Genomic DNA, 24,141 nt, shown 5'->3' on the forward strand with positions numbered 1-24,141 from the left:
AATCCTTTCGCAGGACTCTTGCGAAAACCATCTCAAGCAAATATTTTGAAGGAAAATGAACGTGCCTGTTATTCTATGGTATATAGGAATTCATAGGAGGTATAAATATGAGCAAAAAAATCGCTGTTCTCGTTACAGACCAATTCGAAGATATCGAATATACAAGTCCGGTAAAGGCATACGAAGAAGCTGGCCATAGCGTCGTTGCCATTGATTTGGAAGCAGGCAAGGAAGTTACCGGTAAACATGGCGAGAAAGTGAAGATCGACAAAGCAATCTCCGACGTAGATGCAAGTGAATTCGATGCCCTATTGATTCCTGGAGGATTTTCCCCAGATTTGCTTCGCGGAGATGATCGGCCGGGTGAATTTGCGAAAGCATTTGTAGAAAATGAGAAACCTGTTTTCGCTATTTGCCACGGCCCGCAGGTACTCATTGATACGGATCTTCTGAAAGGCAAAGACATCACTGGCTACCGCAGCATTCGCAAAGACTTGATCAACGCTGGTGCAAATTACAAAGACGAAGAAGTAGTCGTCAGCCACAACATTGTAACAAGCAGAACACCTGATGATTTGGAAGCATTTAACCGCGAATCATTGAACCTGTTGAAATAAGAAAAAGGCACAGACAGTTTGAGTCTGTGCCCTTTTTTATAGAGAAAGTGTAAGAATCTCTATTCTCCCTTCATTTAAAATGCCTCTTTTGTCTTTTCTAATCAGCCTTTGCGTTGACATTCTGAAAGGCTGCTGTAGCATCCCAAACGTTCAAGCCAAATTGACCTTCTGAGAATGCAGAATCTTCAGCATCTATGACTAGACGGTCATCCAAATATATTTTAAAGTGAGCGCCATGAGCCACAGTTTTCAGATGATATTTTTTATTTATATCTATTGGTGTTTGGTGTTCGGCAATAACAGAGGCAATCCCGTCCTCAAATTTAAAAAATTTCACAAGATCATGTTTCGCATCCACATTGGCTACATAACCGTTTTGTGCGTCTTTATCAGAACGAAACACAAGAGCCCCTGCCCCTTTTCCGTTCCCATCCTTAATGATTATATCGGATTCATAAGTGAAGTCAGCTCCTGATGCTGAAGACATCATGAAGGAATCGCCGTCTGATCGTCCTTGTTTTCCATCAATTGTGTCGGCCCACGTACCGTTTACAGTTGTCCAGCCAGTCAAATTGGATATAAACGGTGACGCTCCCCATGCTTTATTTAAAGGATGAATCGTTAGGGAGTTTACCTTAACACGGCCATTAACAGCATATAATTCAAGACCTTTGCTTGATCTATCCGGAAGAATGATGTCAGTCAACACCTGTTGCCCGTCATTGCCAAATACTTCGACTGAAGAGCGGTCAACAAAAATACGCATTTTTATCTTTCCATTTACCGGCTTCAGCGGAGCTGCTTGCTTCCCAGTGTTAAAGGTTGGATTAAAGGTGACATTTCCGGATTGGCTTCGGTCAACGAACAGTTTGCCGCTCTTTTGATGATAACCGACTTTTGTATATTGATTTCTCCCTGTTCGAACCTTAAAACCGAATTCAGAAGCCGAACCTGGATTCACTTGAAACTCTGCATTCATTTCATAAGCATCTCCAGATATACCCGCCAATACATTACTGCTCTCTGGCGATATAATCTTATTTTTCCACTTCTGCGCGGCTCCCCTGATAGATTGCAGCTCTGTTACTGGTGTTTGAATAACTCTGATCCCTTTAGAAAACGCTTTCAATTTTACTTCTCTTGGAATAGTCATTGCACTTCTCCATGGAGATGTAGGAACATCGTTGGCATATTGCCAATTGCTCATCCACCCTAGCCAAAGCCGCCGTCCATCTGAAGAAGGAACATCGGACCAAGAAACAGCCGCATAAAAGTCTTTACCGTAGTCGGTCCATAATACTTTGTCTGACGGGTTTTCGTTCTTGAAAGTTGTTCCATCAAAACTTCCTACAAAATATTGCATGCCTGATCCTCCTGAAACCGCACCGTTTCCGACACTGACTTGCATCACCCATTTCTTTTGTTTCGGATTGCCGTCTACAGGAAGCTCAAATAAATCCGGACATTCCCATACGCCTCCATGACTTCCTTGTCCTTGTCCAAACTCACTTGCATATGTCCACTGTTTCAGATTTTTTGATGTATAAATGAGTATTCGGTCACCAGCTGCCAGGACCATCACCCACTTTTTATCTTTTTCATACCAAAACACTTTCGGATCGCGAAAATCTTTTTTTCCCGGGTTTGGAATGACCGGATTACCTGAGTATTTCGTCCACGTTCTGCCTTTATCATTACTATAGGCGACGCTTTGCACTTGGCCGTCTTCATGATCCTGCGTATATATAGAGACAAGCGGCTTCTCCTTTCCGGTTTGAAAACCGCTTGTATTATTCCAATCGACCACTGCGCTCCCGGAAAAAATTGTGCCTTTTTCATCAGGTGACAGCGCTATGGGAAGGTGCTTCCAGTGAACTAAATCCTTGCTTACTGCATGGCCCCAATGCATCGGCCCCCATTGCAGACCGTATGGATGATGCTGATAAAACAAATGATACTCCCCTGCATAATAAACCATTCCATTTGGATCATTCATCCAGTTTGCCTCTGGTGTGAAATGATATTGAGGACGGTAATCCTCATCATAGTAGCTTGAATCGGCTGCACTTACTGGCAGTGCCATAGTAAACAGCATGGTAAATAGGATCACGACTTGAATTAGCTTCTTTTTCATTCTGATTCTCTCCTCTCTAACATTTAAAAACATTCAAGAGAGACATCTGCACGAGTGATCCGTGATAAAAGCTGTATCGAATGATGAAGAGGTTATGAAAAAGACTTCTGCAGGTTCTCCCCTTTTTACCCGTTAAGCGCTTATGCCAGAAATCCAGCCCAATAGCCAAGAATACCGATCACAAATATGCCAACTATAATAAGGAGCGGATTTACTCCTTTTCGCAGCATCCATGCCACTAATAAAGTCAATCCTAAAGGCAGCACCCCCGGCATAATGCTGTCTAAAATATTTTGCACAGTTTGAACGTCAACTTTTCCGTTATCATCTTTAATTCTTGAAACAACGATCGGGATGTTGATGGTGGTCCACTTGGAGACCAAAGCCCCCATCACAAATAACCCGAGGATGGAAGCACCTTCTGTCAGTTTTTGAATACGATTCCCTGCTAGATCCTGCAGAATCTCCATCCCTTTTACATAGCCATACTTTAAACCGTAATATTTTGTGGTTAATCTGATGGCATTCAGCAGGAAAAAGAACAGCAGAGGACCGGCAATGTTTCCGCCTAAAGCAAGAGAAGCCCCTAAAGCAGCCAATACGGGACGTACGGTTCCCCAGAAAATAGGATCGCCCACACCCGCTATCGGACCCATTAAACCGATTTTCATCCCGCTTATTGCTTTCCCGTCTATTCCTTTATTGTTCGCCATTTCTTCTTCCATGGCAGCTGTCACCCCAAATATGGGTGCGGACAGCCACGGATGTGTATTAAACCATTCCAAGTGGCGCTGCAAAGCTGCGTTTCTTTTCGCTCCCGGACCGTACAATTTTTTTATCGCCGGTATCATCACATAGCAATATCCCATTGCCTGCACACGTTCAAAGTTAAATGAGCCGAGCAAGAAATTCGAACGGATAAACATACTGAAAATGTCTTTCTTTGTTAATCTTTTTTCTTTCTCCAATTTTCATCCCCCCTCGTTCTTATGCATCAAGATCGTCATCATCATCATAGACAGCTGCATTGCTGCCGTCTGCGGCTGCGGCGACTGCCCCGTGGGCGCTATTTTTTTGCATAACCTGCTGGTATAAAAGCGCCAGACAGAGACCAAGAGCGCCAAATCCTACTAAATTGAAATCGGTAAACGCTGCCAACAAAAAACCAATATAGAAAAATGGCTTAAGATAAGGGATATTCATCATATTGATCACCATTGCATACCCCACAACAACAATGATGCCTCCTCCTATTTGCAAACCTTTGGTAATGACTTCAGGAATATTTCCCAAGAACGCCTGAACAGCGCTCACACTGATTAAGGCCACAATCAAAGTCGGTATCATGACACGCAGCGCTTGAAACACCATGGCTGTAACATGCATAATTTCAATTCCTTTGATATTCCCCTCCCTGGCATATTTATCAGCACGGTGAATGAAAAAGACAGTAATCGTTCGGACAAAAATAGTAAGCGCTTGACCTGCAGCTGCCAAAGCAACAGCGACGGCAATGCCTTCACCAATGCCTTGATCAGCGGTAATCACTAAAATGGTTGAAATCACAGAGGCAATGGCTGTATCAGGCGCCATGGCGAGGCCGACATTCATCCAGCCCAGCGCCATCAGCTCCAGCGTTCCTCCTAAAATGATTCCTGTTTTTAGATCACCAAGCACAAGGCCAACCAAAGTGCAGGCAATCAGCGGACGGTGTGTTTGTCCTTCATCCAATACACTTGCAATACCTGTAATGGCTGCAATGATTAACAACAAAATAATTTGTATTGAAGTCATCATCTCATCCCCTTGATGATTTTGTTACATTTCTCAAAATCTCCATAAAGTCTTCACTGGTATCAGAAGGCAGCTGCCTCAATTCCAGTGTGACGCCTAATTCATTTAATGTTTCAAAGGCCTCTATATCCTCTTCAGTTACGCTGACTGATTTGGTGATTTGCCGGCGATTATTCTCAAAACGCATCCCTCCGACATTTACGGTTTTGATAGGGACGCCTGCTTCTATGAGAGATACAATATCGGATGGGTTTTCAAACAGCAGCATCGCCGTTACCCCTTCGTAGCGCGGACTATGAAACGCCTTTGCCATTTTAGAAATTGATACGGCACTCGCCTTTACATTGGAAGGAGCAACAGATAGGATCAGGGTTTTTCTCATTTCATCCTGCGCAACGTCATCTGACACAACGATGATTCGGTCTGCTGCATGGACTTTAATCCATCTTGTCAGGATTTGGCCGTGAATAAAGCGGTCATCAATTCTTGCCAATGTAATGTTCATCATAGTTCATCCTCTCTTTTTTCTTCACAAACTGTTTTTGCTTTTTCTAAATGTTCACTGCAAACTTGAAAGCTTTGCTGGCTCATTTTTTTTAAGTGATTCAGCATTTCTTTGAGTTTCATGTGTTCTCTCAGGCTTAAAACCTCCAGTAGTATCGGCAGGTTTATGCCGGCAGCCATATCCATTCTTTGATCCTTAGCGATGAAGGTTGCCGCTGCGTTATACGGTGTGCCTCCAAAAATATCAACTAAAAAAAGCACCTCATTTTCTTTCGGAATATCCTGAAGCGTCTGATGATATTTTTCTTGCAGCGTTTGGATGCCCTCTCCTTTAAAAAACGGCACCGCTATCAGATGATTTTCTTCACCGAATATCATGCCTGAAGATTCTTTTAATGCTATGGGAAAGTCCCCATGTCCGCTAATAATGACTGAAATCATAACACGATTGCTCCTTTCCTTTTTCGTACACCCATTTATAATGCAAGTATCGTGCCAAAGAAGCTGTGTTAAGCGTTTTCATTTGTTTTACAGCACATGAAGAAAGCTGATTGAAACACATGTGAATACAAAAATAAACCTGTATTAAAATGGCGTTCCATTTAATACAGGTTTACGTAAAAAAATCGTTTTTAACACATGTGGCCATGTACTTCGTCAGCAAAAATGGCGGCTATAAATAATTTTTCATCATCGCTTATGTTCAGCCCCAATTTTTGTTCGTAAGGGATTAATGTTCGCTCTGTCACCTCAAAGATCTCTTTCAGCTGATCGGTTATTTCGTCTTCTTCGGAAAAAGCAATCGGATTCTGTTTAATCACCCTTTCAAAGGCAAAAGCTGTATGCATAATCACTTTGATCATCACTGTGTTATTGAAAATGATGCCTAGTTCATCTTGAATGGTTTGAAGCCACTCTAATAAGATTTCTATAATGTGATGAGGGTTCAAAAAAACCAGATACTTTTTCAAACTATCCTCGCAAAGCTCCCGTACAATGATGTTTGTGCCCGATAATCCATTACTCATCGGGATGCTGCCTTTTGTGATCGCCTGTTGGATCATCTTCTCTCCTTCTCCTCCAATTAATACCTCCAAAGATACATGCGGAGCATTGATTTTAGGATCTTTTGTTCCTACTGTCGCAAGAATCTCATACTCTTTTTCGATTTCTTTGAGGCTGTTTGCCAATTTAATCGATGATACGGTCAATATGTGGATGGGAACATCAGAGGCCTTGTTTACGATCGTTGTTAAGATGTCTTCCAGCTTTTTTGCCGTTCCGCTGCCTGTTGTGCAGATTGAAACCAACGCCCTCTTTTTGCCTGGTGAGGCGGCAGGCTGCCGATCCCATAACTCAATAAAATCCTTTGTGACCGAATCATATATGGCATGTAAATGTAAATTCAGATAGTTCACCTTTCTGACGGCGTCCAGCACCATTGAGGTCGTGACATTGCTGATTGTTTTGATTTTGATGCCTGTTTTTTCTTCAAGCTTGCTTTCCAGCATTGCAAGTGACCCCATGTCAACAAGCATTAAAACACCTTCACCTTCATCTACCTGCTGTATTTTTCCCGCTAAGCGCTCCATAATTTCCGCAGGTGAAACAGAAAGGGGCATATCAACGGCCGCAATTGGGGTGCTTCCTAAAAGCTCCGTCGCTACTTCTACCATGGAACTCGCCATGCTATTTCCATGTGCGGCAACCACAATCCCTACTCTTTTGTTTTCTTTTAACGTTTTGATGGAATGAATCAGCATCGTTAAGTAGATGACTTCTATTTCCGGGACGGTTACTCTGAAGTGTTCCTGAATTTTGTCTTTAAATATGAGCGCCACCTGATACTCTTTCACATGGGTATCACGGATTTCATCTGTTTCCTGCGCATTTAAAATATCAATTTGCTTACCGCGTTTTAAAAATGAATCGATATGCATACTTAAAAAATAGATAAATTTACGGTCAAATGTGCAATTCAGTTCATGTTCAGCAACTTCTTTTAATTGCTTCGTCATTTGAATCACGCCGTCCTCAACAAATGTCAGCAGGTTGTCATTTCGGAACGCGCTTTGATTAAAAAAGCTTCTGACATGCAAATGAATATCCGTTAAAATATATTGGTTTATTTCCTTTTTGGACAAACCTTCTTTGTTTAGCACTTCGACCTTTTCTTCTATCAAATGATACAAATTAAATGATAGATCATCATCAATTTTTGTTGTTTCATCTTCTACTATCGGGGATATGATGGTTGTGATATTGACATATTCAGAAATCGTTTTGCTTCTTTTCATGTTTTTGCTGCTTGACATCCAATCTTGCTTGATTTCATCCGGGAGATCCCGAACGGTCAGTTCAACAACTTCATCTCTGTCAAGATTATGTAAGAATCCATGTGCACAAACTAACTGCACATTTGATTTCAGCTGTCCCACATTCCCAAACTTCGCAGAATGAATCAATGCATTATATACATCGATATGCACACTTAGATTCTTCTTAATACGCTCTGCTTCTTTCCCTAATAAAAACGTTGTGAGATCAACTCTCTCTTTAAGAGATCGTTCTTCCAGCGATGGAATATGAATCGTCATTGGAATTCTCCGCAAAAATGTTTTTAATAGAGCAGAATTAGGGTTTTCGGTAGTTGCGCAAATAAATAATACTTTCGATGTTCTTTTATGTTCAGTTTCTCCAAGACGGTTATAAGATCCGCTGTCGATAAAATAAAACAGCATTTCTTGTCCCTCAGGCGGAAGACGATGAATTTCATCCATAAACAGAATGCCCCCGTCGGCCTGCTCAACTAAACCGGCTTTATCTTCGCTGGCACCGGTAAATGCTCCTTTCTTATGACCAAATAATTGAGAGAGCAATAATTGAGGATTGTTATAGTAATCTGCACAGTTAAATGTGATGAACGGAGAACCAGCCTTCAAAATGTCAGAGTAAATCGCAAACTGGTAAATCCGGTTCGCAAAAAGGGATTTACCGGAGCCTGTTGGTCCTAAGAGAAGCATGTGCAGACCGTGCGGAGGATAAAAAACAGCTGCTTTTGCTTGAGAAATTGCTTTCTTCAAACTGCCTTTTGCTCCAATCATAAGTTCAAGAGGATTCGTAGAAATATTTTGATCGTTCTTTTTTTGATTTTCAGAAAGCCCCTTCAGTTCTTTCACTTCCATTATCTCTGTATTCCATTTTTTGTTGAATGCCCTTTCCACTACTTCCACTGGAATGTAGCGCACGGGAAACGTTTTAATTTTTATCACCTTTTTGGACCGCACGAGATTGTTTAATTCAAAACTGACATTGGACCGCTCTATCTTCAATTGCTGAGCAATTTCCTTTGCTGAATTTCCCTGTACCTTTAAAAGATGATCTAAGCTGGAGTCATGAAAATTATGCATGAGCTGATGGTATATTTTATCAATTCTTTTCATCTATATCATCCTTTGTCCTTATTAGTCAAAATTGAAAAAACGGACATCAGTTTTATGCCTTGTACTGATGATCTCATCTCATTCTATGGCCTTGCGTCCGCACTCGGATTTTCTTTTTCAATATTCTGTTAAATGTTTTTGTATGCAGGAACAATAGCACGTATCTCAACACAAAAGCTTGCACCGATTAAAAAATAATTTCGTTATTTGTCTAAACAAACACCCTTTTTGGTGTTTTTGATCTATGATTCACTCAGGTTGTCCCCCTTCAAAAGTAATAATTCGTAAACAGTTTACCACTCTCCGTGAACATATTGGTGACAAAGTTCTGATACTTCAGAAAATACATCTTAAAGATCAGGGCAAATAACCCAAAACTTAATCTCTTGTCATTATAAACATGACTGAATGTAAACTTTCTATTCTTCTTATAACTTTATTATTTTAATAAAAAATAGTGGGATATATTATTAGAGCGGCAGAAAAGAAATCCTTTACTCATCCTGATGGATATTACACCTTATATTACACCTTATAAAAATAGAAAAGAAAGATAGATACATTAGTTACATTTAATTAAAAAAATCAATAAAATTTAAAATAATATAAGTTTCCTGTTATAATGATAGATAAAAAATTTAGGAAGCTATGATTCCTAAACAACCAAGATAACTATATTTTTTATTGGAGGAAAACATAAAGTGACGGACGATTCCACTATGGACAATTCTCTGCACAAACGGAAATTGTCCAGAGGCCTTAAAAACAGGCACATACAACTCATAGCGATTGGGGGGGCAATTGGAACTGGTTTATTCCTAGGATCAGGGAAATCAATACATTTTTCAGGACCCTCTATTTTATTTGCTTACATGATCACGGGCGTATTTCTCTTTTTTATTATGCGTTCACTGGGAGAGCTGCTCTTATCAAACGCGGGATATCACTCTTTTGTTGATTTTGTAAGTGATTATTTAGGAAATATGGCAGCATTTATTACCGGCTGGACGTACTGGTTTTGCTGGATCTCACTTGCTATGGCTGATTTAACAGCTGTCGGTCTTTATACCCAATATTGGTTTCCTGGTGTACCCCAATGGATGCCAGGGTTCATTGCGCTTATGATGTTGCTCATCATGAATCTAGCGACTGTAAAACTTTTTGGTGAATTGGAGTTCTGGTTCGCATTAATCAAAATCATCGCAATACTGGCACTGATTGTTATCGGTATTGTCTTGATCATAAAAGGATTTTCCACACAGTCAAGCATAGCCTCCTTCACGAATCTTTGGAGTCACGGCGGCATGTTTCCAAATGGTTTACATGGATTTATCCTCTCATTCCAGATGGTCGTGTTTGCATTTACGGGCATTGAACTTGTGGGGCTTACTGCAGGCGAAGCAGAAAACCCAGAAAAAGTAATCCCTAAAGCAATTAACAATATCCCTATTCGAATTTTGCTTTTTTATATTGGCGCTCTTCTTGTGATTATGAGTATTTATCCATGGAATATCATCAATCCTGCTGAAAGCCCGTTTGTTCAAGTATTCTCAGCGGTCGGTATCACAGCAGCCGCCAGCATCATTAATTTTGTTGTACTGACATCTGCTGCTTCAGCTGGCAATAGTGCTTTATTTAGTACAAGCCGGATGGTATACTCGCTTGCCAAGGATCATCATGCACCTGACCCATTGCAAAAGCTGACTGCCTCAAATGTACCAAGCAATGCATTGTTCTTTTCAGCCATTGCCATTCTTATTGGTGTTATTCTGAACTATGTAATGCCAGAGCAAGTCTTTACGCTTATCACAAGTGTTTCTACTATATGCTTCATCTTTATTTGGGGCATTATTGTGATTTGCCATTTGAAATATCGGAAAACAAGACCGGATGCAGCAAAGGTGAATACATTTAAAATGCCGCTTTTTCCATTATCCAATTACGTAACACTGGCTTTCCTGGTGTTCATACTGGTTGTGCTGGCACTCGCGAAAGATACGCGTGTTTCCCTATTTGTCACTCCAGTTTGGTTTCTCTTATTGATGATTGCTTATAAAGTTCGTCATACTAAGTGAAATCATAAAAAAGACAAGGGAGTTGTTTATCCCTTGTCTTTTTTGTGTGCTGCGAGGCACTGGATATTCCATGTTTTACGATCCCGCTCATTTAGTGTCATGATCTTTTCCCGTACAAATGTCTCCAAATAAACGTATGCTGAAGATAAAAACATACCTGCCTCCGTGATTTAATCTCCATATTTATCAAAAGACTCCGTTCAAAATATGAACGGAGTCTTTTGGTAAGTGGCCGTGACATCAATTTAAACCAGTTTTAATACCAAACCCAACTAATATGATTCCCGTTATTTTTTGAAAAGCTTTCTGGAACTTGGGGTTTTTCATCCATTTTTTTGCGTAATCAATGATATAAACGAGAAAGAGAAACCATAACACCGCTAATAGGGTGAGAATTGAAGCTAAAATAATAAGCTGCTGGTTTACATTTCCCTTCAGATTGATAAATTGGGGCATGATCGTGACATAGACCAAAACCGTTTTGGGATTGAGAATGTTACTGAGTGACCCTTGCATAAAGGAAGATTTATAGTGTCGTTTCGGAGAAATTGCTGCGGTTTTTGCTTGAGCTTGCATGTCGTCTAAAGAAAACATATTTTTTGCAAAAAAACTTTTTATCCCTAAATAAATTAAGTATGCTGCTCCCAAATATTTAATTGTTGTAAAAAGAATCACCGACTTGGCAATGACCATTGATAAACCTAGAATGGCAATAACCGTCCAAAAAGATAGTCCCGTTGCCAATCCGAGAATATTATATCGGCCAGCCTTTGCGCCATATCTAAGAGTATTTTTCATAACAAGCATCGTATCTGCTCCTGGAATGATAACCATCATGGCAGCGATCGGTATGTATGCGAGTAAGCTGTGCATATTCTTTCCCCCTTTAAATGAATCCCCTTAACATATAGTGACTACTAAAGTAACTCCCTAAAAAAAGTGTATCAATACGTTTGGAAAAAATCAATATGGTTTGTTAAAATAGCGATTACAAAGGCAGCGACTGCTCTTTATATTGGAGGATGTATGAAGGAAAATATGTTAGACATTTTAAAAAACCTCAATTTTACCGAATATGAATCAAAAGCTTATCTGGCATTATTGCAAGAATCGCCTTTAACCGGTTATGCGGTAGCCAAAAATTCCGGCGTGCCTCGTTCAAAAATATATGAAGTCTTGGAAAGCCTAGTCTTAAGAGGAGATGTTTTTGTAAGCCACGGAAACACGCCTCAGTATGTCCCTGTACCCGCTAAAGAACTGATTAAAAACCGACGGCTCAAAGCGGAAGAGAATTTTGACCAGGCTGAAAAATACTTTGAAAAATTCGAACAGACCGCAAATGACCGGGAAAATATCTGGAATATTACCGGCCGCAGTGAAATTCTTGAAAAGGTGAAGGCTTGTATATTATCAGCAAAAAAAAGAATCCTCTTGGAGATCTGGAAAGAGGATTTCAAAGAGGTGGAATCAGAGCTGAGACAGGCGGCAAATAAAGGTGTCATTGTCACCATTATTGCCTACGGAGATATCGCATCTGATTTTGCTAATGTGTACCTTCATGATATGAGCAGTGAAATTACAGAAGAGTATGACGGACGGTGGCTTGTATATAGCGGAGATGATTCAGAAGTAGTAGCAGGTATTGTCTCTCTTGGCAACGATAGCCGTGCTGCATGGACGATGCATGTAGGTTTAGTCATGCCTATTACAGAAGTGATCATTCATGATCTGTATCTCATGGAAATTATGAAGAAGCATAGAGGGCTTTTAGAAGAAAGTTTTGGAAAAAACCTCATCCAGTTACGACGCAAATTTTCAATCCACTCAGATTTTAAAAAACATTACTTGGAATAGAACACATGATATTTCCTGTATACCATGTAACCAAAAAACATGGCTTGTATCAACAAGTCATGTTTTTTTATGAACTCCCCCATTAATAGGGTCTTTTCCGTTTATTTTTAAGCAATTGATCCTCCCCTCCCGCTCCTGATCACTTTTTTTAAAAAAATAATATCTGCGCAAACTATTTTTCAAACTGCCCCGTCTATCCTAGGTAACATCCTACGATATACGTATATTCAAAAAGGAGCCCTTTATTGCAATGAAGAAAAAACAAACAATAAAAGCGTTGCTTGTCACGTGTATAACTGACCATAAGCAAGATTTCTACAGATTAGCCTTCAGTTATGTGAAAAATCAAGATGACGCATTAGATATTATTCAGGAATCTATAAAAAAAGCGCTCAGCTCAGTTGAAACGGTCAGAAACCCTGAGACGATAAAAAGCTGGTTTTATAAAATCTTAGTACGTACAGCTATTGATTTTTTGCGAAAACAAAAAAAGTTAAAGGTGATGGATGACGAAACGATTGAGTTTTTAAGCTCAGGAAAGGAAGATCACTATAAGGACACTGATCTTCATGAAGCGCTCGACGAATTGCCGTCCCACTATAAAACAATTATTATTTTGCGTTTTTTTGAAGACCTCAAACTAGAAGAAATTGCGGAAATTACAGGGGAAAACTTGAATACCGTCAAAACGCGCCTTTACAGAGCATTGAAGCTGATGCGCATTCAGTTGACGAAGGAGGATTCTTAATGGATAAGAGATTACAGCAATTAAAAGAAGAATATAAAAATGTCCAGATTCCTAAAGAACTGGATATCATTGTCGAAAAAGCCCTTCAGCAAAAACCAAAAAAGAAAAGAATCGTCATGTGGCCGACATCAGCAGCTGTCGCGGCAGCTATTTTATTCACTGCACTTGTCAACATCAACCCAGATGCAGCTCAAGCTATGTCAAAAATCCCTGTCATCGGCAAGATCGTCAAAGCCATCACTTTTATTGAGATCAAAGAAGAGAAAGATGAATCAAGCATTGATGTCAAAACGCCTGCTCTGTCGGGACTTTCTAATAAAGAGCTTGAAAACAGCATCAACCAGAAATATTTGAAAGAAAGCAAGCAGATGTATAAAGAATTTATACAGTCCACATCCAAAAATAAAAAAGGACATCTCAGCATCTACAGTGATTACGAGACAGTAACAGACACGCCAGATTTAATTTCTATTCGGCGTGATATTGAAAAAACACAAGCATCATCTTACACACAAAGCCGTTATATCACAATTGACAAAAAGAATGATATCTTACTTACATTAAAAAGCTTATTTAAAGATGACCGCTATATCAAAGTCATCAGCCAAAACATCAAAGAACAAATGAAACAGCAAATGAAGGAAGATCCAAATAAAATCTATTGGGTCACTGACGAGGATGCAGAACCATTCAAACACATTCAGCCTGATCAAACGTTTTATATTACAGAAGACCATAAACTTGTGATTTCATTTGATGAATATGAAGTTGCCCCCGGCTATATGGGCGTTACAGAGTTTAAAATTCCGACCAGCGTCATCTCAAATCTGCTCATGGGAGAACGTTATGTTCGATAACAGAAAAACATCCATGTCATCATCTGTGTCATGGGTGTTTTCCCTTTCGCAAAGGGACCTGACAGATATCCAGAAGGCGTAACCTTGCAGCCAAAACAGCGAGAATATCTGCACATTATTGGAGGAATACCATGTATCACAAAACACAGCATCACCGCTACATCACTGGACTCGATGGCCTTCGGGCTTTTGCCGTCCTGGCAGTTATCGCTTATCACCTAAACTTCAATTGGGCTAACGGTGGCTTCATTGGAGTTGATATCTTTTTTGTATTATCAGGCTATTTAATTACATCTATTATACTGCCGGCACATGGAAATGATATCAGCCTTGATTTTCGGGACTTTTGGGTGCGCCGAATTCGGCGGCTTCTGCCAGCGGCTTACCTTATGATCATTTCCGCTGTTATTTGGGTCGTCGTGTGCAACCGGGAACTTTTGCACACTGTGCGCGGAGATGCCATCTCTTCTCTCTTTTACATGAGCAATTGGTGGTTTATTTTTCATAAACTCTCGTATTTTGATAGCTTCGGATCCCCGTCACCGCTTAAAAACCTTTGGTCATTGGCAATTGAAGAGCAATTTTATATTGTATGGCCAATGTTCTTGGTTGCTGGAATGTACATATTTAAAAACCGTGCGAAACTGGCGGCAGCGGTATCGTTGCTTGCGCTCTGTTCAGCCGTGATGATGAGCGTACTGTATGAACCCGGCGGAGATCCGAGTCGCGTGTACTACGGCACAGATACTCGTTCGTTTGAACTTCTCATAGGATGTGCTCTGGCTCTGATATGGCCGATGAAAAGGCTGTCTCCCAACAGGCTGCCATACAAACTGAAGCGCCTTTTGTATGGCACAGAACTATCGGCGTTTTGTATTTTAGTTTTGTGTGTCTATTTTACAGATGAATACGAACCTTTTCTTTACAGAGGTGGAATGTTTTTAATAAGCATTACCGCAGCGGTCCTTATTGCATGTGTATCCCATCCGAGCAGCTTTTTGGGCATTCTGCTTTCATGGAGGCCTCTTCGTTGGCTTGGAACGAGGTCTTACGGTATTTATCTTTGGCACTACCCTGTTATTGTGTTAAGCACGCCGGTTCAAGAAATCGGAAACCCTGTTTTTTGGCATATCTCGCTAAAGATCTTCGTTACATTTATACTCGCCGAGCTTTCCTATCATTTCATTGAAAAGCCGATACGGACAGAGGGGTTTAAGTCATTTTTCCGCCGGGCTTTTATTCATAGAATTCGAGAATGGAAAACGACATCTGTCATCAGCAAAATGTCAATTGGCTTCGTCATTCTCGCTATGCTTATTTTTGCAGGGGGACTGTCAGGGGTAGCCGGAGAGAAAAAACATCCGCAATGGACGTATAGCACGTCAGAGCATAGAAAGTTGGCAGCATCCGATAAAGACGGAGAAAACAAATCGAAACAAAAAACAACAGCCTCAAATAAAGATCAAGAGGAAACGAGCGCAAAAGGACAGGAGACTAAGAAAAAAAAGGACATAAAATCTCAGAAAGAACCGGCAGCTGCTGATAAAGAAGTATTAGCAATAGGGGATTCCGTCATGCTTGATATCGCCTCCAGCCTCCGTCAGTCTCTTTCACATGTCATAATTGATGGGAAGGTGGGAAGACAAATGTCTCAAGCTTTAGAACTGACACGAGAATACAAGTCTTTTAATCAGCCGAATAAAGCTGTCATCATTGAGCTGGGAACCAATGGCTACTTTACAAACAGCCAAATCGATCAATTGCTTACATCTTTCTCAAAAGCTCATATCTATCTTGTCAATACGCGGGTTCCCCGGCAATGGGAAAGCAAGGTGAATGAATCTTTGCGGCAGCAGGCTAACACGCATAACAATATTACGTTGGTTGACTGGCATACAGAAGCTCTCCAGCATCCGGAGTATTTCACCCCTGACGGCGTACACTTGGTTCCCCAAGGGGCTGAAGCTTTAACCGCTCTTATCGTTCGGGCAATAAAATAGATTAGCAAAAAAGAGGTCCTGCTTAGACCTCTTTTTTTTGCGATGGATCAATTCCAGCTGCGTGCAGCAAATTGCTTTTAAAAAAGAATTGCCGTTCACATTGATGACATGGACCAGGCATAAAACCTAATCTATTGGAAATTTATATTCTGCATTCTAAAATTATTCCTTCCGCTTCGTTCTCAAATTCACCTAATACGATAATAACCTTCGATTCTTTATTCATGTTGCCACCCCCTTCGTTTATGATCCATTTATATTACAACATTTTTAAATTTATGTTAATAAATAGGTATAAGAAAACTCACAAACTACCGCCCTTCCTAACTTGAGAAATGGGTCCTCATCATTTTTATATCTAGCTGTGAAGCTCTTATGTTTACCTATCGTTTACGTGAGGGTAAGCAAATATAGAATGGAGGGATCATCGTGGAAGCTAATGCAGAAAAAGAGATGAAAAAGCAAATAAATCGATACGAGCTTTTTTTCAAAAAACGATATAAAGTTCTCTATACAGTAAACGAATTTATCATTGGCTTTTTATTTTTCATCGGCAGCTTTTTCTTCTTTTACGATGAATTAATGTCTGCAGGGATATGGCTGTTTGCGGTTGGCAGCTTCCTGCTTTTAATCAGACCGACGATTCGTTTGGTTCATGATTTTCATTACAGAAAACATCTTGAGCGTCTATATCATCATGGAACATCCTCTGACTAGCATGAAGTGTGAGGAAGCGAACAGACTGAAACCTGCGGGGCATTCAAATGCATAGTCTCAAATCGGACAGTCTAACTCAAACGGCATGATGAGATGCAAGAATAAAAAGGAAAAAACGCTTGATTAAGTTTCTAGAAAATTAAACTCCAAGATACAAATATATAACTTTATAACTATTTATTTATAAAAAACCAGAAAAAAACCTAAAGTTTTATATCTTTCGGACGATAATAATAACAAGGCCGGCGCGATACTCCCTATAACATCCTTTTCAGTAGATTTCAATATCGTGCCGGTTTTTCACATGCTAAAGCAATCCCGCCATCTCTGGCGGGATTTATTTTTACTTACATTCCAGTCCATACATCTTTTACATAACGTTTTTGATCTTGCAGCTTCTTCAGCCATTCTGCTGACGCTTCCTGACTTGCTCCTTTGTCAGCTTCATAAGCCGCACGCAGTGTGTTCTCTACTTCAGGAGCCATTTGTGCACCATCGCCGCATATATAAACGTGCGCACCTTTTTCGATCAGTGAAATTAATTTCTGTGCATCTTGTTTTAGTAAGTGCTGAACATATACTTTTGGTTCGTCTTCCATTCGTGAATAGCATCGATGGACTGTTACCAAACCGGCTTTTTCCGCCTGGTCAAGCTCTTCTTTATAAAGATCGTCATGATCAGGACGCCGGCATCCGAAGTATAAATGAGCTTCGCCAAGCGCACTTCCTTCCTTCTTCAGAACGGATCTGGCCTGGATGAAACCTCTGAATGGCGCAATTCCTGTACCCGGTCCCACCATAATCAGCGGAGTTTGGAGATCATCAGGCAGCTGGAATCCAGATTGCGGTGTCCGAATGAAACAGGCAACCGTATCACCTTGACGGAGTCCGGCTAAGTAATTGGATGCAACGCCCTTATATTCCCCGCGTCCGCTCCAAGCTGAGGCCTTTACAACTCCCACCGTCATACTGACCCTATTTGCTTTGACCTTCGGTGAGCTTGAAATTGAATAATATCTTGGCTTTAGTGATGGCAAAAGCTCTAAAAACCGTTCAAACGGCATTTCACAGGCCGGATAGTCCTCTAACAGATCCAGCATTGTCACACGTTTTCTCAGAACATGTTCCTTGTACATTTCATCACTCGATATAAGTAATTCCAGCTCTTTTTTATGAGGCGGGCATACTGTATATGAAGCCAGCTCACGAAGCTGAAGCCTTGAAGCAGAATCCTGCAGCTCTACGTAAGATGATAATAACTCCATCACTCTGATCGGCCGATCCAGCGGAAGGTGAGCCATATGCGGGCTGCCGTTCATTTTTATCACAGCTTGCGGCTGCAAATCGAATCGGTTGAGAACCCGTTGAACCAGCTCTTGGCTGTTTTTCGGCAATATTCCGATGTGGTCGCCTTCTTTATACGTTTTTGAGTCAGGGAGCTCCAATTCTATATGACGCGTCGAACGCAAACTGCTTGCTGTCTGAAGCTCATGATTTTCAAGAACGATACCTTCAAACGCGCCATACGCTTTAGCAAGCGGTGTCTCTGTTGCTTCACTGAGGAATGTAATGGATAGTGACGGCTTCGTTTCTTTCTCGGTTATTTCATTCACGTGAAAGGCTTCCATTGTTTCCTTCCAAAAGCGGTTCTCCCAAGACTCGCGATGGCTTTCAAAGTCATCGGCCGCATCGCCTTCCCCAATGGATGTCAATCGTGATGCTCCTTTTGATGCCATCATGTCATCGATAAGGCGAGGAATTCGCTGATACGTGCTGGCCCAGCTCCGGTTTCCGCAGCCGAATACCGCATAGGAAACACCCTTTAATTGACCTTCCTCCAACTCTCCCAGCCACTCGACAAAGCCAGCAGCATTATCAGGCGGCGCTCCGTTATATGAGGCAGTCACAATGACAACAGCGCCTTGGTCGGGGAGTTTTCCAATGTAATCATCAAGAGGTGCAGTTTCCGCTGTAAAGCCGAGCCGGCGACCGTAAGCTGCCAATTCACCTGCCATGCCTTCTGCGGTGCCGAGGTTTGAACCGTAAAGAACGAGTAAAGGTGTCCCGTGTTTAGGTTTTGTCTCGTTTTCCTTCGTTTCGTGCACGGTGCCAGTCTGTTCTTTTTTCTGAACATTCATTTGGACCGTTTTCCTTGGTTTCACTGTAATTTTAAATTCATCCGGTTTAATTGTTAATGCCTCTTTGATTTTGAGCTCGTAACCAGTGTGATTCATCACTTCAAAGTGCTTTAATACAAGTCCGAGAACCATTGTCGCTTCTTGAAGCGCAAACTGCATCCCGATACATGCCCGCTGGCCGTTTCCAAACGGTTTATACGCATGGTGAGGAATACTCTCAGGGTTCTCAAACCGTTCCGGACGAAAATCTTCTGCATCTTCACCCCAAGCGTTTTGATCTCTGTGAAGTTTTGGGATCAAGACGGAGACGGGCTGTCCTTTACTGATAGGGTATTCGCCGCCTAAAACTGTATCCTCCTTGGCATAAAGAGAAAAAGCGGGCGCTGTCGGATACAGCCTAAGCGTTTCATTGAGAACCATCCGAACATATTTCAGCTGCTGAATGTGTTTATATTCAGGCGTGTCTTCCGTTAACACGCGATCGGCTTCCTCTTGAGCTTTTTTAAGTTTTTCCGGATGTTTAAGCAGACAGTAAATCGCAAAGGAAAGCAAGCCGCTCGTTGTTTCATGGCCTGCGATTAAAAACGTGATGATTTGATATCTGATGTTTTCATCATCCAGTGTCTCACCCGTGACAGGATCTTTCGCATAAAGCATGAGCGATAACAGATCCTTAATGTTTTGGTCCGGGTTTGCTTTTCGCTCTGCTATAATTCTGTCAACCAGTGAATTCATCACTTCGATATCCTTTTGGAACTGCTGTCTCGTTTTGACCATCATCTTATCCTGCAGGCCCAGTCTTTTTGTTTGGTTCATTCCCTCTTTTAAAGCCCGGAGCATGCTGGTGATAAACGGATGCTGCGTATCACGGTAAAAGCTGTTAAACCGATAGTTAAATCCGCATAACCCGATGGTATCAAGCGTCAGGCGAGTCATATCGTCCGCCACGTCAATTTCTTCATTCGGATTCAGCCGGCTCCATTTTTGAATCAGCTGTGTCGCGATATCCAGCATCATAGAATGATAGCCTTTCATTGCTTTTTGACTGAAGCTCGGCAGCAGAATACGATGGGCTTTCTGCCAATTCGGCTCGTGCGTCCAGCTTGTAAACAATCCGTCTCCTCCGAACTCACGCACTTTCAGCAAGCCTTTTCCAAGGTTTTTGTCAAATCGGCTCTCGTCACACACTTCAGCAACGAGTTCATGGCCTGATACGAAAACGCCGGATACACCAGGAAAATCGAAACGGAAAATCGGCCCTAACTCATCAGCAATCCGCCATAAGGATTGGGAAAGCTGTTCCTTTTCCAAATGCGGGAGGTTTTTTAAAGGTCCGTATGTTTTCGGCTGAGGTATTGCACTTGCCTGTTTCATAAACATCTTCCTTTCTTTATTCTTCTGAAGTCAATGAATGAAGTTTAATCGCGTCCCAGCAGCACTGCTCCAATTCAGAAATCAAATCAGCATTCATCTCTATATCACCTTGTTGCACAAGCTGATACAACTTGAGAAATGCGCCTAATACAATCGCAATTAATACATTGGAGGGCAAGGAGCGGATCACTCCTTCTGTTTTTCCCTTGTTAAAGAAATCGTCAAGCATTTGAGTCAGGTTTTCTATCATTTTTTTGCTTGTTTCATTTAAATAGTGAGCATCCTTTTTCGTTTCAAGAAAAAACAGCGCGTAGTCGCTCTCCTTCGTAAATTGAACGAGACAGCAAAATATGTGGCGAAAGCCCTCTCTGACAGGCATTTCAGAATAATTTCGCTTTACCTTTTCTGAAAAACGCTGAATGCTTTCTTGAAACAAAACATTAACGAGTGTTTCTTTGCTGTCAAAGTAGCGATAAATCGTGCCTGTACCAACTTCAGCTCTTTTTGCTATCATTGGGATGGTGGTGGCATCAAATCCTCTTTCCGTAAAAAGCGAGAGCGATGCCTTCATGATCAAATCGTATTTACTGATAAGTGCGGATGCCATGTAAACTTAAAACCTCCGATTCATTTAGGAATGAACATTCATTCCGGTTGTTCATAAATGATATCCACTCTGTCTCGAATCACCTCTTACCCATTCTTATGTTTATAGTTTATATGAAAAAAACTTTTTTTAATATAAATACTATGCAAAAAATATAAAATTAAGAAAATATACCCAAATCTCTGAATGTCAGAAGTCTGGATATATTTCCCGAGAAATTTTTTATTTAACAGCGACAATACAAAGGCACGAATCGCGTCTGATGACAGAAATGTCTCTAAAATGCTGACCTTGCAGCAATTGAATATATTTTTTCTCGTTTTTTTCTGCATTGTTATCAATACTGATGTAAAATCGGCCGTCAATTTGAAGCACTCGATAAATCTCTCTTAATGCGAGCCTGACATCAGTACAAGCCTGAACCGTATGTAAAGAAAATACTTTATTGAAGGTACGGTCTTCAAAGGGGATCCTTTCCGGATGACCATGGAAAATGCCCCCTTGATCTGTTTTCTTTTGCTTTTGGATTGCACGAGATACCTGTCTTACTTTTCGCTTAGAAGAGTCGATGCTTTTTATGCTTCCCTTTTCAAGTTTTCCCGTTATTGTCTTAAAGACAGAGCCGTTTCCGGTTCCAATTTCTAAAATTCTGTCATTTTCTTGTATGTCTATAGAATCAATCATCATATGCTCAATTATTTTAGTTTTCTTATATTTCCCAGAAAATAATTTCAATAGGTTCGCTCGTTTATAAAGTTTGTTTTCTAGCATTTTAAACACCTGCTTTTGGTTTCCTGTGCTTATTTATTATATTGAAAAAATAAACATCGCTTCATTTCTTATACAGAATGAGGATATCAACTAGACGGCAATGTGTTTAGAAATGTTTCAACAGAACTGAACATTTTCATTTTTTCCCGCAAAAAAAGGCAGAAAACAAAATGTTTTCCGCCCGCTTTTTAATGCCAATGATATGGGAACATATACAGCCTTTGCTGCTGCATCGCCGCCAGTCTCTGCTGACGGAATGGATTGCCATAGCCGTGTTTGAAGGAATGCGGCATGGATGCATAACCATGACCTATCGACGGCAGCCTTTTTTGTTGAAAGTTCATCATGCCATCACCTGCCCTTACATAAAGTGCTGCTTTTTTTATGATATGCAGGACGGCATTTCCTTGACAGCTTCATTCGCTACACTTGGTCCTTCTCCATCGTATAATGCATCAATAGTTCCATTTTAAGCATTTGTCATCTCTCCCTTCTGTATTTTGTTTCCTTTTATTAGCGCCAGTTTGTCAAATAAAGATGTTTCAGCTGAGATTCTTTCATTTCATCATAAATCTGCTCGATCTGCTGTTCTTGTTCGAACTCTTCCGGGCTTTTAAACCGCTTGTTAATCGTTAAAGTCAAAAAGAATAGGTTAATCGTCATATCGCTCACCCCCTTTCAAAGTCCGCCCCAAGCGAAATAACCCGCGGCATCTCCCTGCTGCGGGCACATAAAAACCGCAGACAAAAGAAGACACCCATGTCTCTACTGCCTGCGGGGAGTTGCGTATGTCCGACGATTCCGAATTTAATGCGTGCGATAAGCATCGGTTAAGGAAGGACACGGACTCTTCCACAGGCTGAATAAACCATTACAAATTCCTTGTACATTGCGTGAGCCATTAACTGGTCTGCGTCGTTGTCGCATTGTCATTTTGATTCAGCCTCCTTTGCTTTTTTTCTTACTTTGTAAGTATATCCACCAAATTCCATTTTGTAAACATCTTTTTCTAAAAATGGACGTAAATTGTGTGATTCATCGACTGTCTTTGTCCCTTGTTTATGATACCTGTTTCATTTCTTTTCTGGAGCGGTCTTTCTTATGATATGCGATAAAATAGATGAATCCGACAAACACTGCTCCTCCAATAACATTGCCGATAAAAGCCGGAATGAGGTTTCCGATAAACTGCCCCCACGTAAACGAGCCTGCAAAAATGGCAGCCGGAATCACAAACATGTTGGCGACAACGTGCTGAAATCCGATTGCCACAAAGGCCATGACAGGGAACCAGATGCCAAAAATTTTCCCTGCGCCATCTTGAGCACCGAAGGAAAGCCAAACTGCAAGACACACCAGCCAGTTACAGCCGATGCCGGAAACGAGAACCTTGCCAAAGCTCATATCAAGCTTGCCTTGTGCAACAGCGATCGTCTTTTCCAAATATGGCCCCGTTTCGGTTAAGCCGACAAGATGGCCGAAAAAGTAAGCAACAAACAAAGCGCCGATCAGATTCATAATGGTGACGATCACCCAATTAACCGCCAATTCCTTTAGTGATATTTTTCTCGAAAATAACGCCATTGCCACTGACATCATATTTCCTGTAATCAGCTCAGCCCCTGCAAGAACCACAAGTATCAGTCCTACAGGAAATACCGCAGCCCCGATAAAACTGGACATGCTTCCCCATTCTTTCGGAAGATCGCCGATCACCCTGATATCAAGCAAATAACCGAGTGCGATAAAGGCACCGCCTAAAAACCCCAGCACCAAGAGAGACAGCAGCGGAAGCTTTACCTTTTTCATCCCTGCTTCAATTGCTGCTTCTGCTATTTCATCCGGTTTCCGAAAACCCATACTAAATACGCCCCCATTGTTTCTCCATTTTTACAGTTATAAAAGAAAAGCAACAAAAAAGGCAGCACTCAAATAACCTGTATCAATCAGGTGTTTGAATGCTGCCTAACTTGTGTGCATACCCATACAACAACATCAAGCAGAATTAAGATATTGATAGAGAATATATACAGTTCGTGCATACATTCCATTGCTTTTGTCCTTCTATAACTGCAGTAAAAACATCATATCAAATGTGGCAATTTTGTGTCAATGGCAAATATGCTAGTTAAAAAGGACTTCTTTTTGGTCGTCAATTTTTCGGTCAAAGACAAAAACAGATACGGCGATATTTTCTTCAATTTTGATATCAGAAAACAAATGAACAAGCTTAGCCCCGATCAGCTCCTCCATTCCTTCCGGCGTTTTTTTAGAGTAAAGGTCTTGAATCAGGCTTGTCCGGGCCGCATGCACCATTTCTCTTCCCTCAGGCGTGCGGGCGATAAACTGCTCGCTCGCGCTCAGGTTGCCGTAGAGCGTCGACACAGCCATATTATCTACAAATACCGTGTGAATCCGTTCAGGTCCTTTGCCGAACAATTCCTTGCGAAGTTTTCGAATAATATCATTGAACTCATGAATTTTCTTTGACATGCTGATTACCCCTTC

The 24,141-nt window shown here is 41.1% G+C and carries 21 protein-coding genes; 7 read left to right on the top strand and 14 right to left on the bottom strand.

Features of this window, described 5'->3' with window-relative positions; translation table 11 throughout:
• Positions 1–107 precede the first annotated feature (107 nt).
• Positions 108–617 (top strand): cysteine protease YraA, encoded by a 510-nt coding sequence (gene yraA, locus NSS75_RS14550; RefSeq protein WP_069487145.1) that lies wholly within the window; start codon positions 108–110, stop codon positions 615–617.
• Positions 618–714: 97 nt separating this feature from the next.
• Here the strand turns inward: yraA and NSS75_RS14555 are convergent, their stop codons facing one another.
• The 6 genes from NSS75_RS14555 to NSS75_RS14580 all read right to left on the bottom strand — a co-directional run bounded on the left by NSS75_RS14555 (position 715) and on the right by NSS75_RS14580 (position 8,492).
• Positions 715–2,751: a GH32 C-terminal domain-containing protein gene (locus NSS75_RS14555; RefSeq protein WP_185848776.1), complete on the bottom strand. Its 2,037-nt coding sequence runs from the start codon at positions 2,749–2,751 to the stop codon at positions 715–717.
• 140 nt (positions 2,752–2,891) lie between these two features.
• Entirely contained in the window at positions 2,892–3,719 is an 828-nt protein-coding gene (levG, locus tag NSS75_RS14560; protein ID WP_024122268.1) for a PTS fructose transporter subunit IID, read from the bottom strand.
• 19 nt (positions 3,720–3,738) lie between these two features.
• Positions 3,739–4,545, bottom strand: coding sequence for a PTS fructose transporter subunit IIC (gene levF, locus NSS75_RS14565; protein WP_103672574.1), 807 nt, complete (start codon positions 4,543–4,545; stop codon positions 3,739–3,741).
• Positions 4,546–4,549: 4 nt separating this feature from the next.
• Positions 4,550–5,050, bottom strand: coding sequence for a mannose/fructose/sorbose PTS transporter subunit IIB (locus tag NSS75_RS14570; protein WP_326230491.1), 501 nt, complete (start codon positions 5,048–5,050; stop codon positions 4,550–4,552).
• The gene (gene levD / locus NSS75_RS14575) at positions 5,050–5,490 is read right to left on the bottom strand and encodes a PTS fructose transporter subunit IIA (protein WP_024122271.1); all 441 of its coding nucleotides are present in this window, start codon (positions 5,488–5,490) and stop codon (positions 5,050–5,052) included. The genes NSS75_RS14570 and levD overlap by 1 nt, the downstream gene beginning before the upstream one ends.
• 191 nt (positions 5,491–5,681) lie before the next feature.
• Complete coding sequence (locus tag NSS75_RS14580; RefSeq protein WP_339233537.1) at positions 5,682–8,492, bottom strand: sigma 54-interacting transcriptional regulator; 2,811 nt, start codon at positions 8,490–8,492, stop codon at positions 5,682–5,684.
• A 701-nt stretch (positions 8,493–9,193) separates the two neighbouring features.
• Between NSS75_RS14580 and NSS75_RS14585 the strand changes: the two genes are divergently transcribed.
• Positions 9,194–10,567: an amino acid permease gene (locus NSS75_RS14585; RefSeq protein WP_024122274.1), complete on the top strand. Its 1,374-nt coding sequence runs from the start codon at positions 9,194–9,196 to the stop codon at positions 10,565–10,567.
• 240 nt (positions 10,568–10,807) lie between these two features.
• On the opposite strand, the gene NSS75_RS14590 is transcribed toward NSS75_RS14585, so the two are convergent.
• A complete protein-coding gene (locus NSS75_RS14590) occupies positions 10,808–11,440 on the bottom strand; it encodes a LysE family transporter (RefSeq protein ID WP_024122275.1) in 633 nt (210 codons plus the stop codon).
• Between the two features lie 153 nt (positions 11,441–11,593).
• Here NSS75_RS14590 and NSS75_RS14595 point away from each other — a divergent pair, with 153 nt between their 5' ends.
• The 5 genes from NSS75_RS14595 (at position 11,594) to NSS75_RS14615 (ending at position 16,743) form a co-directional block, all read left to right on the top strand.
• Complete coding sequence (locus NSS75_RS14595) at positions 11,594–12,421, top strand: TrmB family transcriptional regulator (protein WP_095713413.1); 828 nt, start codon at positions 11,594–11,596, stop codon at positions 12,419–12,421.
• 250 nt (positions 12,422–12,671) lie between these two features.
• Complete coding sequence (gene sigV / locus NSS75_RS14600; RefSeq protein ID WP_095713414.1) at positions 12,672–13,169, top strand: RNA polymerase sigma factor SigV; 498 nt, start codon at positions 12,672–12,674, stop codon at positions 13,167–13,169.
• Positions 13,169–14,026, top strand: a complete 858-nt coding sequence (gene rsiV / locus NSS75_RS14605; protein ID WP_095713415.1) for an anti-sigma-V factor RsiV — start codon at positions 13,169–13,171, stop codon at positions 14,024–14,026. The genes sigV and rsiV overlap by 1 nt, the downstream gene beginning before the upstream one ends.
• Before the next feature lie 131 nt (positions 14,027–14,157).
• A complete protein-coding gene (locus NSS75_RS14610; RefSeq protein WP_339233541.1) occupies positions 14,158–16,026 on the top strand; it encodes an acyltransferase family protein in 1,869 nt (622 codons plus the stop codon).
• Positions 16,027–16,455: 429 nt separating this feature from the next.
• Positions 16,456–16,743, top strand: a complete 288-nt coding sequence (locus NSS75_RS14615; protein WP_339233543.1) for a YrhK family protein — start codon at positions 16,456–16,458, stop codon at positions 16,741–16,743.
• A gap of 347 nt (positions 16,744–17,090) precedes the next feature.
• Here NSS75_RS14615 and cypB read toward each other — a convergent pair whose 3' ends face one another.
• The 7 genes from cypB to NSS75_RS14650 all read right to left on the bottom strand — a co-directional run bounded on the left by cypB (position 17,091) and on the right by NSS75_RS14650 (position 24,126).
• Positions 17,091–20,255, bottom strand: a complete 3,165-nt coding sequence (gene cypB, locus NSS75_RS14620; protein ID WP_339233545.1) for a bifunctional cytochrome P450/NADPH--P450 reductase CypB — start codon at positions 20,253–20,255, stop codon at positions 17,091–17,093.
• A 16-nt stretch (positions 20,256–20,271) separates the two neighbouring features.
• Positions 20,272–20,862 (bottom strand): TetR/AcrR family transcriptional regulator, encoded by a 591-nt coding sequence (locus NSS75_RS14625; RefSeq protein WP_024122281.1) that lies wholly within the window; start codon positions 20,860–20,862, stop codon positions 20,272–20,274.
• 222 nt (positions 20,863–21,084) lie between these two features.
• Complete coding sequence (locus NSS75_RS14630; protein WP_339233547.1) at positions 21,085–21,642, bottom strand: methyltransferase domain-containing protein; 558 nt, start codon at positions 21,640–21,642, stop codon at positions 21,085–21,087.
• Between the two features lie 179 nt (positions 21,643–21,821).
• Entirely contained in the window at positions 21,822–21,980 is a 159-nt protein-coding gene (locus NSS75_RS14635; protein WP_125825436.1) for a hypothetical protein, read from the bottom strand.
• Positions 21,981–22,146: 166 nt separating this feature from the next.
• Complete coding sequence (locus tag NSS75_RS14640; protein ID WP_024122284.1) at positions 22,147–22,296, bottom strand: YrzI family small protein; 150 nt, start codon at positions 22,294–22,296, stop codon at positions 22,147–22,149.
• A 396-nt stretch (positions 22,297–22,692) separates the two neighbouring features.
• Positions 22,693–23,493 carry a formate/nitrite transporter family protein gene (locus NSS75_RS14645; protein WP_095713420.1) on the bottom strand — a complete coding sequence of 267 codons (801 nt, stop codon included), beginning with the start codon at positions 23,491–23,493 and terminating at the stop codon, positions 22,693–22,695.
• 264 nt (positions 23,494–23,757) lie between these two features.
• Positions 23,758–24,126 carry a DUF2294 domain-containing protein gene (locus tag NSS75_RS14650; protein ID WP_024122287.1) on the bottom strand — a complete coding sequence of 123 codons (369 nt, stop codon included), beginning with the start codon at positions 24,124–24,126 and terminating at the stop codon, positions 23,758–23,760.
• Between the last annotated feature and the right edge of the window lie 15 nt (positions 24,127–24,141).

This window comes from Bacillus sp. FSL K6-1012 (assembly GCF_037964915.1).
GTDB lineage: Bacteria > Bacillota > Bacilli > Bacillales > Bacillaceae > Bacillus > Bacillus halotolerans.